This is a genomic window from Microvirga sp. BF8 (genome assembly GCF_059888585.1).
Window position 1 is genome coordinate 3,128,424 of record NZ_CM187619.1, and the last position, 15,038, is coordinate 3,143,461.

The window sequence follows — 15,038 nt, forward strand, 5'->3', positions numbered from 1 at the left end:
TGAAACCTCTCAACGGGAATCGATGTCGATGGCTATCTTGCCGAACTGCTCGCCGGCATCGAGCCGGGCAAGGGCAACATGGGCTTCGTCGAGACTGTAGTGGCTATCCATCACCGGCCTGATCTCTCCGCGCCTGCAGAATTCGATGAGATCGCGGAACTCGGCAAAGTTGCCTGCAGTCGAGCCGAAAATCTGTAACTGCCGGACGAAGAGACGCCGAAGATCGGCCGACGGGTGATCCCCACTCGTGGCGCCGCAGGTCGCGATGCGTCCTCCTCGCACGAGCGAGCGAAGCGCCGCCGGCCACACGGCCTCGCCGACGTTTTCAATAACGACGTCGACGCCGCGCCCTCCCGTCAGCTCCATGACCCGGCGGGCGATGTCCTGTGTCCGTCCATTGATGGTCTCGTCGGCACCGATGGCTCTGGCGCGCTCCAGTTTGGAATCGTCCCGCGAAGTGACGATTGCTTTGCCACCGATCGCTTTCACGAGTTGAAGCGCTGCCAGCGATACGCCGCCGCCAACGCCGAAGATCAGCACCGTCTCCCACGGCTTAACCTGTGTCTTGGTGAAAACCATGCGCCATGCGGTCAGGTAATTGACGCCAAGAGCTGCGGCCTCCGCGAAATCGAAGTCGTCCGGCATCGGAAAGACGTTTTCCGCAGGAACGCTGACGAACTCCGCCATGGTTCCATCCCGGTGCTCGCCAAGATACTGGATGCCGACGCAGAGGACCTGCTCGCCCCGCTGGCAGAATTCGCACCGGCCGCACACGACACCGGGATGGAGGACCACGCGCTGACTAACGGCGATCCTGCTCTCGTCCGGCCCGACCTCCTCGACGACGCCCGCGCCATCGACACCCATGATCTGCGGCAACCGGTGCGTGATGCCGGCGCCGCTGTCGCGCATGTAGAGATCGACGCGGTTGAGCGTCGCAGCCTTCATCCGCACCAGGATCTCGCCGGGGTTCCTGACAGGATCCGGGCGCTGGCCAATCTCGACAACCTCGTTTCCACCGTGCCCGTTAATGAAGGCCGCTCTCATGATCGCTACCCGTTTCCACCCGAGCCGGAGGGTTTTGCATAGCGGCGGAAATTGGGCTTTCGCTTCTCCCGGAATGCGTTGCCGCCTTCCTTCGATTCTTCGGTCTCGTAGTAAAGGCTCAGGGCTTGCATGCCGAGGCTCGCGATGCCGCGGATGCTCTCGGTATCCGCATTGAAGGAACGCTTTGCGAGGGCCAGCGCAGTCGGGCTGCGTTCGAGCAGCTCGGCGCACCAGCGATCCACCTCGGCATCGAGCTCCGTATAAGGAACGACGGCGTTGACGAGACCCATCCGCATCGCCTCTTCGGCCGTATAGCGGCGACACAGGTACCAGATCTCACGGGCCTTCTTCTCGCCGACGACGCGGGCAAGATAGGCGGTTCCAAATCCCGGATCGACCGAACCGACCTTCGGCCCAACCTGGCCGAATTGAGACCGGTCGGAAGCGATGGTCAGGTCGCAAACGGTCGCAAGCACATTGCCGCCGCCGACAGCGAAGCCGTCGACGCGGGCGATCACGGGCTTGGGCACGTCACGGATCAGGCTCTGCAGTTCCTCCACGGGAAGGCCGATGGTGCCGCGGCCGTCATACTGGCCATCATGCGCCGTCTGGTCACCTCCGGTGCAGAACGCCTTCTCGCCGGCTCCTGTGAGCACGATGACGCCAATGGAACGATCCCATCCGGCGCGCTGGAAAGCGTCGATCAGTTCGTCGACGGTCTGGCCCCTGAAGGAATTGTAGCGTTCGGGCCGGTTGATCGTGATCCGTGCGACCCCCTCCGGACGCACTTCAAAAAGGATGTCGTCGTATTGGCTCATCGTCTGGCTCCCGTCGCAGCTTTGCTGTGCATCATTCGATGCATGTGTCGTCGTCGAAACTAGGAAGCTCTCCAAAATATGTCAACTCATTGATATATTCTTGTACAGCATGGCTGTATCGTCCTCCCATAACCAAAAACCGAGGTTCAGAGCGCGGGCCAGATTCCGCCCGAGACGGGCAGGATGTGGCCGGTGATGAAGGATGCCTCGTCGCTTGCCAGGAACAGGGCGGCATTGGCGATGTCGACAGGCTCCCCGAGCCGTTTCAGCAGCGTACGATCCGCATAAGCCTCGCGCTCCTGCGCAGACAGGCGCTGCATGACCGTCGTGTTGATGAGGCCGGGAGCGATGCAGTTGACCGTCACGGCAGGCGCAAGCTCGATGGCAAGCGACCGGGTCAGAGAGGCGACGGCGGCTTTTGCTGCGCCGTAGTCAGCCACGCCTGCCTCGCCCGCAAAATTGATCGAGGACACATTGACGATGCGCCCTCGCCCGCGCTCGCACATTCCGGGCGCCAGCGCCTTGACGAGGTGGAACACGCCCTTGAGGTTGAAGGCGAAGGTGTCGTCCCAACGTGCCTCGTCCATGGCGGACATGGGAACGGAGATGTCGGCGGAGCGAATGCCGCCGACCACGTTCACCAATACGTCCACCCGTCCGAGGGACGACAGCGCATGATCGACGACCTGTGCCGCCTCGGAGCCCTGCGTGACATCGGCGCGCAGGGCCGCCACTTTCGCGCCGTTTCGAAGGCGGGCGTCCACAGAGACACGCGCCTCTTCGAGGCGGCGTCCGGAAATATCGGTGATGACGAGAGAAGCGCCTTCTTCGGCAAAACGCTCCGCGATGCTGCGACCCATCGGCCCGCCGGCCCCGGTGACCAGTGCGATGACACCTGACAGTCTCATGACCTGGCTCCAGTGACAGCCTGGATCTCGTCGATGGCCGAGGGATTGAGGAGCGCGCTCAGATCGCCGAGGGCTTCTCCAGCGAGAAGGGCGCGGATCACCCGGCGCATGGTTTTCATGTTGCGGGTCTTGGGCAGTTCCGACACGCAGTAAACCGCTTTGGGACGGAATGAACTTCCGAGACCCTTCCCGATGGCCTGTGCGACCGCTGCGGCAACGGTGTCCCGATCCACGCCGCCGCGCGGCACGGCCATGCATACGATGGCAGCACCCTTGATTTCATCCTTCACCGCGATTGCGGCGATGTCGGCGACGGTTCCCGTGGCCAGCGCCAGCGCCTCGATTTCCGCAGGACCGACGCGCTTGCCCGCAATCTTGATCGTGTCGTCGGAGCGCCCGTGGATCGTCCAGATGCCGTCGCTGTCGCGCATGGCCCAGTCGCCCTGAACCCACATGCCCGGGATCTTGCTCCAGTAGCTGTCGATATAGCGCTCCGGATCGTTCCACAATCCCCGCGTGGTTCCGATGCAGGGCTCGCGCATGACGAGTTCGCCAACTTGGTTCTCGCCGACGCTGCGACCTTCCGCATCGACGATGTCCGCGCCGGTTCCGAGGATGGGGCCAGAGAAACTCGCGGGCTTCAAGGGCTGGAGAATGTTGGTGGACAGGATGCCGCCCATCTCCGTACCGCCGGAATAGTTCATCAGCGGCGCCCGGCGCTTGAGCGCATGCTCGAAGATCCAGAGCCAAGACGCTTCGTCCCACGGCTCGCCCGTGGACGCGGCAACCCGAAGGGAGGAGAGATCGTGCCGGGACACCAGCGCTTCGCCCGCGTTGCGCATGAGGCGGGCAAGCGTCGGGCTCATACCGAGGAAGCTGACCCTATGCCTCGCGACGAGTTGCCATAGACGGTCCGCCGCCGGGTAGTCCGGGACGCCCTCCGCCAGCACCATCGTCGCGCCCGCGAGGAGCGTGGCGACGAGCTGCGCCGGGCCGACGAGCCAGCCGAAATCGGTCATCCATAGCACCCGGTCCTCTGGCTTCATGTCGAAGTAGAGACGGTAATCCTCGCCCGTCTTGACGGTGAAGCCGATATGACTGTGCACGGTGCCCTTGGGCCTGCCGGTCGTGCCTGAGGTGTAGATCACCATCAGCGTCGCCTCGGCATCGAGTTCCGCGACCGGATAAACCGATGGCTGATTACGGCAGAGATCGTCCCATCGGATATCCCGGCCCGCTTGCATCGGCACGTCGAGACTGAGCCGCGAGGCGACAACCACATGCTTGAGGGTGGGGATGGACCTAGCGGCTTCGTCGACAACCGGCTTCATGGGCACGGTCTTACCGCGGCGCAGGGTCCCGTCCACGGTAACGATGGCCACCGCGCGCACATCGTTCAGGCGGGAAGCGATCGCGTCGGCGCCGTAACCGGAGAAGAGCGGAACGATTACGGCGCCCAGGCGGGCAAGCGCCAGGAACGCGATAGCCGTCTCCGGCACCATCGGCAGATAGATGCCGACCGGATCACCCATGCCGATGCCCAGTCCCTGCAGGCCTGCGGCAAGACGGCAGCTCTCGCGATGAAGATCGCTATAAGTGAGCGTGCGCTCCGTTCCGTCCTCGCCCTCCCAAACGATGGCTTCATGTCCGCCACGGCCCTCCTGGACATGGCGATCGAGACAGGCAAGCACGAGGTTGGTGGTCCCACCCAGGCACCAGCGTGGCCATTCGATGCCCTCCGATGTGTCGAGCACGCGCTCATATGGCCGCAGAAACGGAATCTTCAGGTAGCGGATCAGCGAATCCCAGAACCATTCCGGCTCCGCAGAGGTGCGTCGCACCAGCGCATCGTAATCAGAAACGCCTGCGATGCTGAAAAAGCCGTGCCAGTTCGCGGCCGCGTGGAAAGCCGGACTCGGATGCCAGGCAAAATCCTGTGTGCTTCGGGCGTCTGCCATCATTCAGCTCCCCTTCTTAACCGATCATCAGGTGGCGCCGCGCAATCTCCGGATCCTTCAGGAATTCCTGTGCAGAGCCCGAGAAAGCGATGGCGCCCCGATCCAGCACATAGACCCGGTCGGCGCAGTTCTCGATCAGCCGAATCTGTTGCTCGGACACGAGCATCGCGACACCTTCCTTTTTCAGTACATTAATGGCATCGATCACCTGCTCCGAGATGATCGGAGCGAGGCCCTCGTGCGGTTCGTCCAGGAGAAGCAGGCGCGGCTGCGTCATCAGCGCCCGCGCGATACTCAGCATCTGCTGCTCGCCGCCGGAGAGCACACCCGCCTGGCGCGACATCAGGACCTCGAGCTTGGGGAACAACCCGAAGACCCGATCGAGATTCCACTCCAGCAAGCCCGCAGGCGCGGCACGGTGCCTGGGCGTCGCGAGGTTCTCCGCCACCGTCAGGCTGGAGAAAACCCGCCGGTCCTCGGGAACATAGCCGATTCCGAGACGGACGATCTCGTGCGGCCTGCGGCCCGTAAGTTCCTGCTCCAAAAAGCGGATGCTGCCTCTGTGCACCTTGATCTGGTCCTGCACGACGGAGCGCATCGTGCTCGACTTGCCGATGCCGTTGCGGCCGATGAGGCAAACCACCTCACCCTGCCGGATCTCGAGGGAGATGCCATGAAGCACATTTCCCTGGTCGTAGCCCGCATGGACCCCTTCGAGAATGAGCATCAGTGAAGGCTCCTGCCCAGATAGACTTCCTGCACCTGCTCATTGGCGGCGATCTCCTGCGGCCGCCCCGCGGCCAGGACCTTGCCCTGCGCCAGAACCGTGATGCGGTCCGCCAGCGTGAACACGATGTCGATGTCATGCTCGACGAAGAGCAGCGCCACGCTGCGCTCCTTTACGACCCGCGTCACCATCCTCATGAGGTCCTGCCGCTCGCTGAGACCCATTCCCGCCGTGGGCTCATCCAGAACGAGAAGCTTCGGACTGCCCGCCAAGGCCATGCCGAACTCGAGCCGCTTGCGATCGCCCGGCGCAAGCTTCTCGACGGACAGATCGCTGTAGGATTCGAGACCGACGGAGCGCAGCGCCGCTGTCGCACGGTCGCGGTATTGATCGAAGAGGGCACGGCTCATGCTGAAGCGCCCGGCGCCGCTTCCGATGAAGGCGCTCAGCATGTTCTCGTACACGCTCATGTGGCGATAGGTTCGGCTGACCTGAAAGGTGCGGCCGACGCCCCTGCGGGCGATCTGGTGGGCTGCAAGCCCGGAGATGTCGTTGCTCTCGAACAGAACCTTGCCCCTGTCCGCCTCGATCTGGCCGCACAACACATTGACGAGAGTGGACTTGCCCGCTCCGTTGGGGCCGATGAGCGCATGGGATTCTCCGGCCACGACCGAGAAACTGACATCGGTGAGCGCGCGGAACCCGCCGAAGCTCTTGCTCACCCCCACGAGTTCGAGAATGCTCGTCATGACCTTCTCCCTCTTCTGTCGGCGGGCCAGAGCCGCGAGACGAAACCCGCCGCGCCAGCCGGAGAGAAAACGATCACGGCGGCGAGGACGAGACCGATGACGAGCTGCCAGTGGGTGAAGTGATGGCTCACTACGGTATCGAGGAGCTTATAGATGATCGCGCCGTAGATCCCACCTGCGAAGCTGTGCAGCCCGCCGATCACGACCATGACGAGCACGTCGAGAGAGAAGCCGAGCCCCGCGTAATCCGGAAACACATTGCCGTGGAACAGCGCGAACAAGGTTCCGGCGATACCTGCGAAGAAGCCGCTCATGACGAAGGTGACCCAAAGGGTCATGCGCGGATCGAAGCCGCTCGCCGCCGCGCGGCGCGGGTCCTCGCCCACGGCCCTGAGCGCGATGCCGAAGGGCGAGCGGACGATGCGCCATAGAAGTGTCAGGCACAGCGTCACGACCGCGAGAACGATCAGCCCATACTGGGGCGCGTCGAACCCGAGGCGGGTCGGTGTGAAGCTCGCGAGGCCCGTATCACCGCCGGTGAAATCGTACCATTGGAAGATCACCGCGAAGGTGATCTCCGCGCAGGCGAGCGTCAGCATGGAGAAATAGATCCGCGTAAGCCGCACGCACAGGGCACCGAAGACGGCTGCCGCGAGGGCCGCCACGAGAGGACCCGCGGCCATGGCTATCCAGAGCGGCAACCCGAAGCGGACCACCGAGAGGGCGAGACCATAGGCGCCCAGGCCGAAATAGGCCGCATGGCCGAACGAGACCATCCCCCCGTAGGAAATCAAGAGATTGAGGCTTGCCGCGAACAGCACCCAGATCATGATCTCGGTGGCAGCGAAGACCAGTCCCGTCGGCAGGAAGAAAAGGATCACGGCCAGCCCGAGGACGGCACTCAGGAGAGCCACGATGCCGGCTTGGCGGAAGGTCGAGCCGGTGGAGGCGGAGGTGGAGAGACTAGGCATGGGCACGTCCGGATGAGCGGAAGATGAGAACGACAGCCATCACGACGAAGATCATCACCATGGAGAGCCGGGGGAACCACAGAAGGCCGACGGCCTTGAGAACGCCGATGGCGAGCGCGCTCACGAGGGCGCCTTTCAGGTTTCCGAGGCCGCCGATGACCACGACGATGAAGGCGGTCACGATCACGGTGGTGTCGAGCAGCGAATTGATGTTGCCGAATGGCGCCGCCAAGCCTCCGGCGAGGCCCGCGAGGAAGCAGCCGGCGGCAAACACCCCGGTAAAGATACGGGCCTGATCGATGCCCAGAAGCGCGACCATGCCACGGTCATCGGTGGCAGCCCGCAGAAGTATGCCGGCGCGCGTATAGCGGATGATCGTCATCATGGCGGCGGCCACGGCCGCGCCGACGAGAAAGACGACAACGAGATAGACCGGGAAGTACTGTCCGGCGATCTCGACCGCTCTGCTCATGGAATCCGGCAAAGGTGTCGTGAGATCGTTGATGCCCCAGATAGTGCGAACCGCGTCACGGATGATGAGCACCAGCGCTACCGTGATGATGAGTTGGAGAAGCTCGTCGCCGTGATAGACGCGCCGCAGGATCACGATCTCGAAGATCATGCCGATGACCGCGACCCCGAGTGCCGCGATGAACACGGACACGAAAAAGTTGAGCTCGCCCAGTCCGGTCAGGAGCGGAATAAGCTGGTAGGTCAGGAATGCCCCGAGCATGTAGAAGGAACCATGCGCGAAGTTGACGATCCGCGATACGCCGAAGATCAGGGTCAGACCCGAGGCGATGAGGAAGAGCATCATGCCCTCCATCAGGCCATTCGCGATTTGAACGAGCATCATGATGGTGTCCCCGCTGCTGCGGCAGGCGCCGTCCGCCTGCCGCAGCAAACCAATGTCAGGTCGGCTGCCTGCCTAGTTGCTGGCCTTGCGCATGGCCTCGACCTCCTCGGGCGTCGGCATGACTTTCGCACCCTCGACACGCTTGATGTCGACAAGGACCGGGAACGGAAAATCGGCCGTCTTCTTGGTGACTCCGACGAAGGTGGGCGCATAGGCATTGCCGTCGAGCTTGCGAACCGCGAGTTCGCCGCGCATGGCGTCCATGCGGATCGACGTCATGGCAGCCATGACCTTTTCCGCATCGACCGAGCCCGCTTCCTTGATGGCTGCGGTAAGGAACTGAATGCCCTCGTAGCCCATGACGGCCCAATCGTCCGGATAGTCGTTGTAGGCGGCGCGGTAGGCCTCGCCGAACGCCTTGGCCTTCGCATTGTTCAGAGCGAACAGCGGAGCGCGGGCAAATCCGTGGACTCCGTCCGGCAGATCGTTGCCGAGCGCCTTCAGGGTGTCGACCGGAAGGAAGGCGAACAGCTTGGTCTGCTGCAGCAATCCGTAGCTCTTACCCTGCTTGATCAGGTTGTTGGTCGCGCCGCCGAAGGTGACCGCGAATACCATGTCGGGCTTCTCGGCCAGAGCGGCCGTGATGTACGACGTCATGTTGGTTTCGCCGAGCTTGGGCCAGAGCGTCTTCACGATCTGCGCATCCGGCTTGAGGGCCTTGAGACGCTTTTCGAACTGCTCCACCGTCATATGGCCCCATTCATAGTCGAGGCCGATGGTGACGATTTTTTTCCATGGCTGGGTCGCCGCATACTCAGCGGCGGCAAGCGCTTCCATCAGCGCGTTGGCCTGGAGCTGCACGTAGTAGGGATGCCAGAGCTCGTAGTTCGGACGCTGCGTCGCGCCAATGGTGGTGTAGAAAGGAATCTTATATTCCTTCGCCACCGGCGACACGGCGAGAACCACCGCACTGGAGCACACGCCCGTCAGGATATCGACCTTGTCGGAGACAACGAGATCGCGGGCGACCTTCGCGCCTTCGTCTGGTTTCGTCTTCGAGTCGCGGATCACAAGCTCGTAGGGACGCCCGAGCACGCCACCCCCCTTGTTGACCTCCTCGACGGCGAGCTTGATCGCCTTCACCTCGGAATCCGTCAGGGGGCCGCAGGGCCCCGACAGGTCGGCCACGATGCCGATCTTGATCGGGTCGGCGGCCTCGGCCGCACTGCTCATCGCCCACGTACTCATCGTCATCACCGCCGCGGCCGCGACGATGTGCGTTTTCCTCAAAATTTGCTTCATAGGTCTTCCTCCCTTGGAAGCGACTTCCAACCACCTCTTCGTTTTTGTTTGCCAGCGGTCTTTGCCGCTTTTGCTGCAGAGGCTTCGCAGACCGATGTCACCCGGACATGGTCAGGCCTCCGGAGACGCTGAGAACCTGGCCGGTCACGAACCCGGCCTGATCACTTGCAAAGAACGCGATGGCGCCGGGCAGATCATCCGGCGTACCGATGCGTCCGAGCGGGATGGAGCGTCGGAACGCCTCCATGAGCTTGTCGGGATTGCCGGCACCCTTTGCGTAGTCCGCGAAGAGATTGGTATCGGTCGGCCCCGGACAGACCACGTTGAACGTGATGCCGTCGCGCGCGTGCTCGCGAGCCAAGGTCTTCGACAGGGCGACGAGCGCGCCCTTGCAGGCGGCATAGACCGCCTCGCCGGTCGATCCGACCCGCGCCGCATCGGAGGCGATGTTGACCACCCTGCCGTACTTGCGCTCGACCATGCGCGGCAGCACGACATGATGCATGTGCAGCGCCCCTACAAGGTTGATGGAGATGAGCTTCTCCCACTCCTCGGGCGAGGTCTGAAGGAAAGGGCGGAAGATGTCCCAGCCCGCGTTGTTGACGAGCACGGAGACCGGCCCGAGCGCTTTCTCGGTATCGGCGAGCGCCTGCTCGATCTGCTTCCGGTCCGTGATGTCGCACCCAAAGGCCTGGGCGGTGCCGCCATCGGCCTTGATGGCCGCAACCGTTCTCTCGGCGGCATTCAGATCGCGGTCGTAGACGGCGACGAGGCCGCCGCGAGAGGCGAAGTGGCGCGACGTGGCCGAGCCTATTCCCCCTCCGCCACCTGTGATGATAATTGTCTTTTCCTGAAAATCGCGCACCGTAACATCCACTGGCTATGTCGATTTATAACAACAGTATGATACATTGCGATTTATGGCAAGACGTTGATGTATTTTGACAGGGCATCCTCATGAGCACGACCAAACCCAACGCCGCCACCGCCGGGCACCCTCACGATCCCGGGTTCGAGGTCGCCAATCGCCTGTTCTTCCGTCTGTATCAGTGCTCCAACCTGATGCATAAGAACGGCACGCGCTACATGGCGGATTACGGCAGCACCACGCAGCAATGGGCGGTGCTCGGCGCTCTCGCGCGGCCCCGGGTGCGCGTTCAAGGAATGTCGGTCAAGGACCTGATCGAGTTCCTGCTTCTCAGCCGCCAGAATCTCACGGCGGTGCTCGACCGGCTTGAAGCGAGGGGCTGGGTGGAACGGGTGAAGGATCCGGAGGACGGGCGCAGCCGGCTCATCAGGCTGACCGCCAAGGGCGAAAAGGTCTGGGCCCAGATGCTGAACTCCATCAGGGCATTCTATGAGGCCGCGCTCGATGGTTTCAGCCTGGAGGACCAGGTTCTGCTCTATCGCCTGCTCGATCGCATGAAGGACAGGCTGAGCTCCGTGTAGGCGCCGCGCAGCCTCGCTGCGCAGCGCTCTGACCGTCAGGAGTCTTTCGCGGCCTCGCGGAGCTTGAACTTCTGGATCTTCCCACTCGGCGTTCGCGGCAGTTCGGCCACGATTTCGAGCCGCTCCGGGATGTACTGGATCGCCATCTTCTGCTCCTTGAGGTAGGAGGTCATTTCCTCAAAGGCCAGGGTCGCACCCTCCCTCAGGGTAACATAGGCGCAGGCCCGTTCGCCAAGGCGTTCGTCGGGATAGCCCACGATGGCGACGCCCGAAATCTTCGGATGCTTGAAGAGAATGCCCTCGATTTCGACGACGGGAATGTTCTCACCACCGCGGATGATAATGTCCTTCGACCGGCCGGCGATGCGGATATATCCATCATCGTCCATACGCGCGATGTCACCGGTGTCGAACCAGCCTTCCGCATCGGTGTTGTCGAGTTCCGGACGCTTCAGGTAGCCGACGAAATTGGAGCATCCTCGCACCTGAAGCTGCCCCTCCTCGCCGCTGGGCAGGATTTTTCCGTTGGCATCGACGACGCGTACCTCCATGCCCGGCAGCGCCTTGCCGTCCGTGGTCGTGGTCTTCTCCTCCGGATCTTCCGGCCGCGTGGTGGTGACGGCGCCGTTCTCCGACATTCCCCAGGCGGAGATGATGGCGGCGCCGAGAGCCTGACGCGCCTTGGTGACGAGCGCCCGCGGAATGGGCGCGCCTGCGGAAACGAAGACACGCAAGGTCGGAGTGGCGGTGCCCGTGCGCTCTACAAAGTCCGTGAGATCATTGAGGAAGGGCGTCGCTCCCATGGTGAAGGTCGCCCCTTCCCGCGTGATCTGTTCCGCCATGGTCTGAGCGACGAACACATCCTGGAGCACGGCGGTCGCGCCCAGCATCACCGGCAGCACGAGCCCGTACATGAAGCCGAGCTGGTGAGCCATCGGCGACGGCATGTGAATGACGTCGTTTCCTCCGAGGTGAAGCCGCTCGGCAAAAGGCACCAGGTTGGACAGCATCGTGTTGGACGTATGCATCACGCCCTTCGGCTCACCGGTCGTGCCGCTGGTATAGAGGAGCTGGATCACGTCGTCGGGCGAGAGCTTGCGTTCCCGGAGGCGCTGGCGCCCCTCCTCTCCGGCTCTCGGCTTCAGCAGCATTTCGAAGGACTTCTCGTTCTCCCCATCGACAACGAAGACGTGCTGCAGCGTCGGCAGCTGTGCCTGGACGCTTGCCGCCATGGCAGCGTAATCGAAGCCCCGAAACTTCGCCGGTACGACGAGCACCTTCGTCTCGGCCAAGCCGAGCATGAACGTCAACTCCCGCTCACGGAAGATCACCATCAGGGGATTGCTGATCGCCCCGAGCTTGAGGCAGGCGAGGTGCAGGACGGTGAATTCCCACCAGTTCGGCAGCTGGAACGACACCACGTCTCCGGATTCCACGCCGCGCTCCTCGAGGCTGAGCGCAACCAGATCCGAGAGACGGTCCAGTTCCCCGTAGGTGAGGCGATGCTCCCGTCCGTGCTCGGATTGCGCCGACACCACGGCGGTCTTGCCGGGCATCTGGGCGACGGCGCGGGCGAGATGATCCAGGAGCGTGTGGTCGCGCCAATGACCGCTTTCCCGCATCGCGGCCCGGCGTCGGGGCAGAGAGTCCAGTTCCAGTTTCATGCGTTTCCTCCTCGCCATGGATCGGGCGTCTGTCGCGCCCGTTTTCTGTTCAGGCCGTGAGCGATTTCAGCGTCTCGCGGGCAATGATGAGCTTCATGATCTGGGCCGTGCCGTCGCCGATCTGCAGGCCGAGGACGTCCCGCAGGCGCTGCTCGAAAGGCAGTTCGGTGCTGTAGCCTGCATGCCCGTGCATCAGCAGGCATTTGTGCACCACCTCGAATGCGAGCTGAGGCGCCCACCACTTGCACATGGCGGCCTCGCGAGTATGTGCAACACCGGCATCCTTGGCCGCCAGGGTGCGATAGCAGAGAAGGCGCGCCGCTTCCACATGGGTCTCGCATTCCGCGAGAGGGAAGGTGACCCCCTGGTTGTCGGACAACGGCTTGCCGAAGGTCTTGCGCTCGGACACGTACTTCCAGGTCTCTGCCAGGGACACCCGGGCGACGGCGAGGCATTGCAGGCCGATGAGCGCGCGGCTGAAATCGAAGCCCTGCATGACCTGCACGAAACCCTTGCCCTCCGCGCCAAGGAGGCGCGACGTCGGAACGCGCACGCCATCGAAGAAGATCGAGCCTCGCCCGATGGCGTGCTCTCCGAGGTCGTTGAACCGCGTGCGGCTGATGCCCGGCGCATCGAGGTCGACGAGGAAGGCCGAAACTCCGTAGGCCCGCTCCGCTTCCGTGCCGGTGCGGGCAAAGACCACCGCATATTCCGATTGGTCCGCCATGGAGATCGACGTCTTCTCCCCGTCGAGAACATAGAAATCGCCATCGCGCGCCGCCTTCAGGCGCAGCGATGCCGCATCGGACCCGCCCTGCGGCTCGGTAAGAGCCAGCGCAATCAGCTTCTCGCCACTGCAGACGGCGGGCAGCACTTCCGCGGCAAGCTCGGGGGACGCATGGCGAGCGACGATGGTGCCGCACAGGGATGCAAGAAGCTGAATGTAGGCGACATTGAAGTCGCCCTCCGCGATGCTCTCGATCACAATGCCGCTCGTGACATGATCGACTCCCAGGCCACCGTATTCGGCCGGCATCTCGACGCCGATCAGCCCGAGTTCACCCATCTGCCTGCGCAGCGGCAGCGGGACGCGCCCCTCGGCCTCGATGCGCCGCGAGGCGGGTGCGAGCACGTTCTGTGCGAAACGGAGCGCCGTTTCGCGAAAACTCCTTTGTTCCGAGGTCAAGCCGAAGAGCGACGCGCTATCCATGGGTCGGGAGACATTCATCCTTGTCAGCTCACATTTGCGGCGCGCACGGTGTCACGCCCGATCTTCAGGCGCTGGATTTCCGATGTGCCTTCATAGATCCGGTAGAGACGAGCGTCCCTGTAATGACGTTCCGCGGGATAGTCGGAGACGTAGCCGGACCCGCCATGAATCTGGACGTTCCGGTCGGCGACCCTGCCAACCATCTCCGAGGCGAACAGCTTGCAGCAGGAGGCCTCTGTTCCGATATCCGCGCCTGCATCCCTGGACCGAGCCGTCTCCAGCACCATGCATCGGGCGGCATAGGCCTCGGTGCGGGAATCGGCGATCATCGCCTGCACGAGCTGGAATTCGGCGATCGGCGAGCCGAACTGCCGGCGGCTGGCGGCGTAGGCCACCATCTCGTCGATGATGCGCTCCGCGAATCCGACGCAGGCCGCCGCGATGCCAAGACGACCCCGATCGAGAACCTTCATGGCGGTGCGGAAGCCCTGCCCCTCGACTCCGCCGATCAGATTCGCCGCCGGCACGGGGCAGTCATCGAAGATGACGTCGGCCACGTGCGAGCCCTGCTGACCCATCTTGTGCTCGGGCTTGCCGATGGAGAGGCCCGGGCTGCCGGCTTCGACGATGAAGGCCGAAACCCCGGAGGCTCCCGGCTTCGACGGATCCGTTCGCGCCATCACGGTGAAGAGACCGGCGCGGGGCGCATTGGTGATGAAGCGCTTCGTGCCCTTCAGGACGTAGACATCCCCCTCGCGCCTGGCAGTGGTGCGCACGGATGCGGCATCGGATCCGGCCTCGGGCTCCGTCAGGGCAAAGGATGCAATGGTCTCGCCGGATGCGATGGATGGCAGATAGCGCTGCTTCTGCTCCTCGGTCCCATCGATGACGATGCCCTGTGATCCGATGCCCACATTGGTGGCGATCAGGGAGCGGAAGGCGGGCGAGGCCCGCCCGAGCTCGAGCATTACCGAGACCTCCTCCTCCAGGGACAGCCCGAGCCCGCCGTATTCCTCGGGCACGGAGAGGCCGAAGAGGCCGAGTTCGCGCATGCCGTCGACGAGCCCCTGGGGAATGGTATCGGTCTTCGAGACCCTTGCTTCCTCGGGTATCAGCCTTTCGTCCACAAAGCGGCGGACTGACGAAGTAAGAGCCTGAAGGAGCGGCTTATCTAAAGGCATTGCTGTTTCTCCCGGGCGAAGATTATCGCCCTTTGATTTAATGTCAATGCATTGATATAAATCGAGCAGAAGGGCAGTGCCGTGGCGATCGTGGAGGCCGTCGGGAGAAGGAGTGGGCCCGGACGCAGACAGGGTCCCGTTGCCGCCACGGTCGCATTGAATCTGGGGGGCTTTTGGAATGCCGACCGCCACAAGCCG

Annotated in this window: 14 protein-coding genes; 1 reads left to right on the forward strand and 13 read right to left on the reverse strand. The window is 63.3% G+C overall.

The window, feature by feature from the left end:
* Positions 1 to 9: 9 nt before the first annotated feature.
* From AC522E_RS14895 to AC522E_RS14940, 10 genes are all read right to left on the reverse strand, one after another.
* On the reverse strand, positions 10 to 1,047 hold the full coding sequence (locus AC522E_RS14895) for a zinc-binding dehydrogenase (protein ID WP_500747039.1): 1,038 nt from the start codon (positions 1,045 to 1,047) through the stop codon (positions 10 to 12).
* Between the two features lie 5 nt (positions 1,048 to 1,052).
* Entirely contained in the window at positions 1,053 to 1,865 is an 813-nt protein-coding gene (badI, locus tag AC522E_RS14900) for a 2-ketocyclohexanecarboxyl-CoA hydrolase (protein WP_500747040.1), read from the reverse strand.
* A gap of 146 nt (positions 1,866 to 2,011) precedes the next feature.
* Positions 2,012 to 2,773, reverse strand: coding sequence for an SDR family NAD(P)-dependent oxidoreductase (locus AC522E_RS14905; protein WP_500747041.1), 762 nt, complete (start codon positions 2,771 to 2,773; stop codon positions 2,012 to 2,014).
* Complete coding sequence (locus tag AC522E_RS14910) at positions 2,770 to 4,734, reverse strand: AMP-binding protein (protein ID WP_500747042.1); 1,965 nt, start codon at positions 4,732 to 4,734, stop codon at positions 2,770 to 2,772. Before AC522E_RS14910 ends, AC522E_RS14905 begins: the two co-directional genes overlap by 4 nt.
* A gap of 13 nt (positions 4,735 to 4,747) precedes the next feature.
* The gene (locus AC522E_RS14915) at positions 4,748 to 5,458 is read right to left on the reverse strand and encodes an ABC transporter ATP-binding protein (protein WP_500747043.1); all 711 of its coding nucleotides are present in this window, start codon (positions 5,456 to 5,458) and stop codon (positions 4,748 to 4,750) included.
* Positions 5,458 to 6,207 (reverse strand): ABC transporter ATP-binding protein, encoded by a 750-nt coding sequence (locus AC522E_RS14920; RefSeq protein ID WP_500747044.1) that lies wholly within the window; start codon positions 6,205 to 6,207, stop codon positions 5,458 to 5,460. Before AC522E_RS14920 ends, AC522E_RS14915 begins: the two co-directional genes overlap by 1 nt.
* Positions 6,204 to 7,178 (reverse strand): branched-chain amino acid ABC transporter permease, encoded by a 975-nt coding sequence (locus tag AC522E_RS14925; protein WP_500747045.1) that lies wholly within the window; start codon positions 7,176 to 7,178, stop codon positions 6,204 to 6,206. Before AC522E_RS14925 ends, AC522E_RS14920 begins: the two co-directional genes overlap by 4 nt.
* Positions 7,171 to 8,034 (reverse strand): branched-chain amino acid ABC transporter permease, encoded by an 864-nt coding sequence (locus AC522E_RS14930; protein WP_500747046.1) that lies wholly within the window; start codon positions 8,032 to 8,034, stop codon positions 7,171 to 7,173. Before AC522E_RS14930 ends, AC522E_RS14925 begins: the two co-directional genes overlap by 8 nt.
* Positions 8,035 to 8,106: 72 nt before the next feature.
* Complete coding sequence (locus AC522E_RS14935; protein WP_500747047.1) at positions 8,107 to 9,336, reverse strand: ABC transporter substrate-binding protein; 1,230 nt, start codon at positions 9,334 to 9,336, stop codon at positions 8,107 to 8,109.
* Between the two features lie 97 nt (positions 9,337 to 9,433).
* Positions 9,434 to 10,201 carry a glucose 1-dehydrogenase gene (locus AC522E_RS14940; protein ID WP_500747048.1) on the reverse strand — a complete coding sequence of 256 codons (768 nt, stop codon included), beginning with the start codon at positions 10,199 to 10,201 and terminating at the stop codon, positions 9,434 to 9,436.
* A gap of 92 nt (positions 10,202 to 10,293) precedes the next feature.
* On the opposite strand from AC522E_RS14940, the gene AC522E_RS14945 reads away from it, so the two are divergent.
* Entirely contained in the window at positions 10,294 to 10,785 is a 492-nt protein-coding gene (locus AC522E_RS14945) for a MarR family winged helix-turn-helix transcriptional regulator (protein WP_500747049.1), read from the forward strand.
* Between the two features lie 35 nt (positions 10,786 to 10,820).
* Here AC522E_RS14945 and AC522E_RS14950 read toward each other — a convergent pair whose 3' ends face one another.
* From AC522E_RS14950 to AC522E_RS14960, 3 genes are read right to left on the reverse strand one after another with little or no spacing between them, the layout of a single operon-like run.
* Positions 10,821 to 12,449, reverse strand: a complete 1,629-nt coding sequence (locus tag AC522E_RS14950) for a cyclohexanecarboxylate-CoA ligase (protein ID WP_500747050.1) — start codon at positions 12,447 to 12,449, stop codon at positions 10,821 to 10,823.
* Between the two features lie 49 nt (positions 12,450 to 12,498).
* Entirely contained in the window at positions 12,499 to 13,659 is a 1,161-nt protein-coding gene (locus AC522E_RS14955; protein ID WP_500747051.1) for an acyl-CoA dehydrogenase family protein, read from the reverse strand.
* A gap of 23 nt (positions 13,660 to 13,682) precedes the next feature.
* The gene (locus AC522E_RS14960) at positions 13,683 to 14,840 is read right to left on the reverse strand and encodes an acyl-CoA dehydrogenase family protein (protein WP_500747052.1); all 1,158 of its coding nucleotides are present in this window, start codon (positions 14,838 to 14,840) and stop codon (positions 13,683 to 13,685) included.
* Positions 14,841 to 15,038 lie beyond the last annotated feature (198 nt).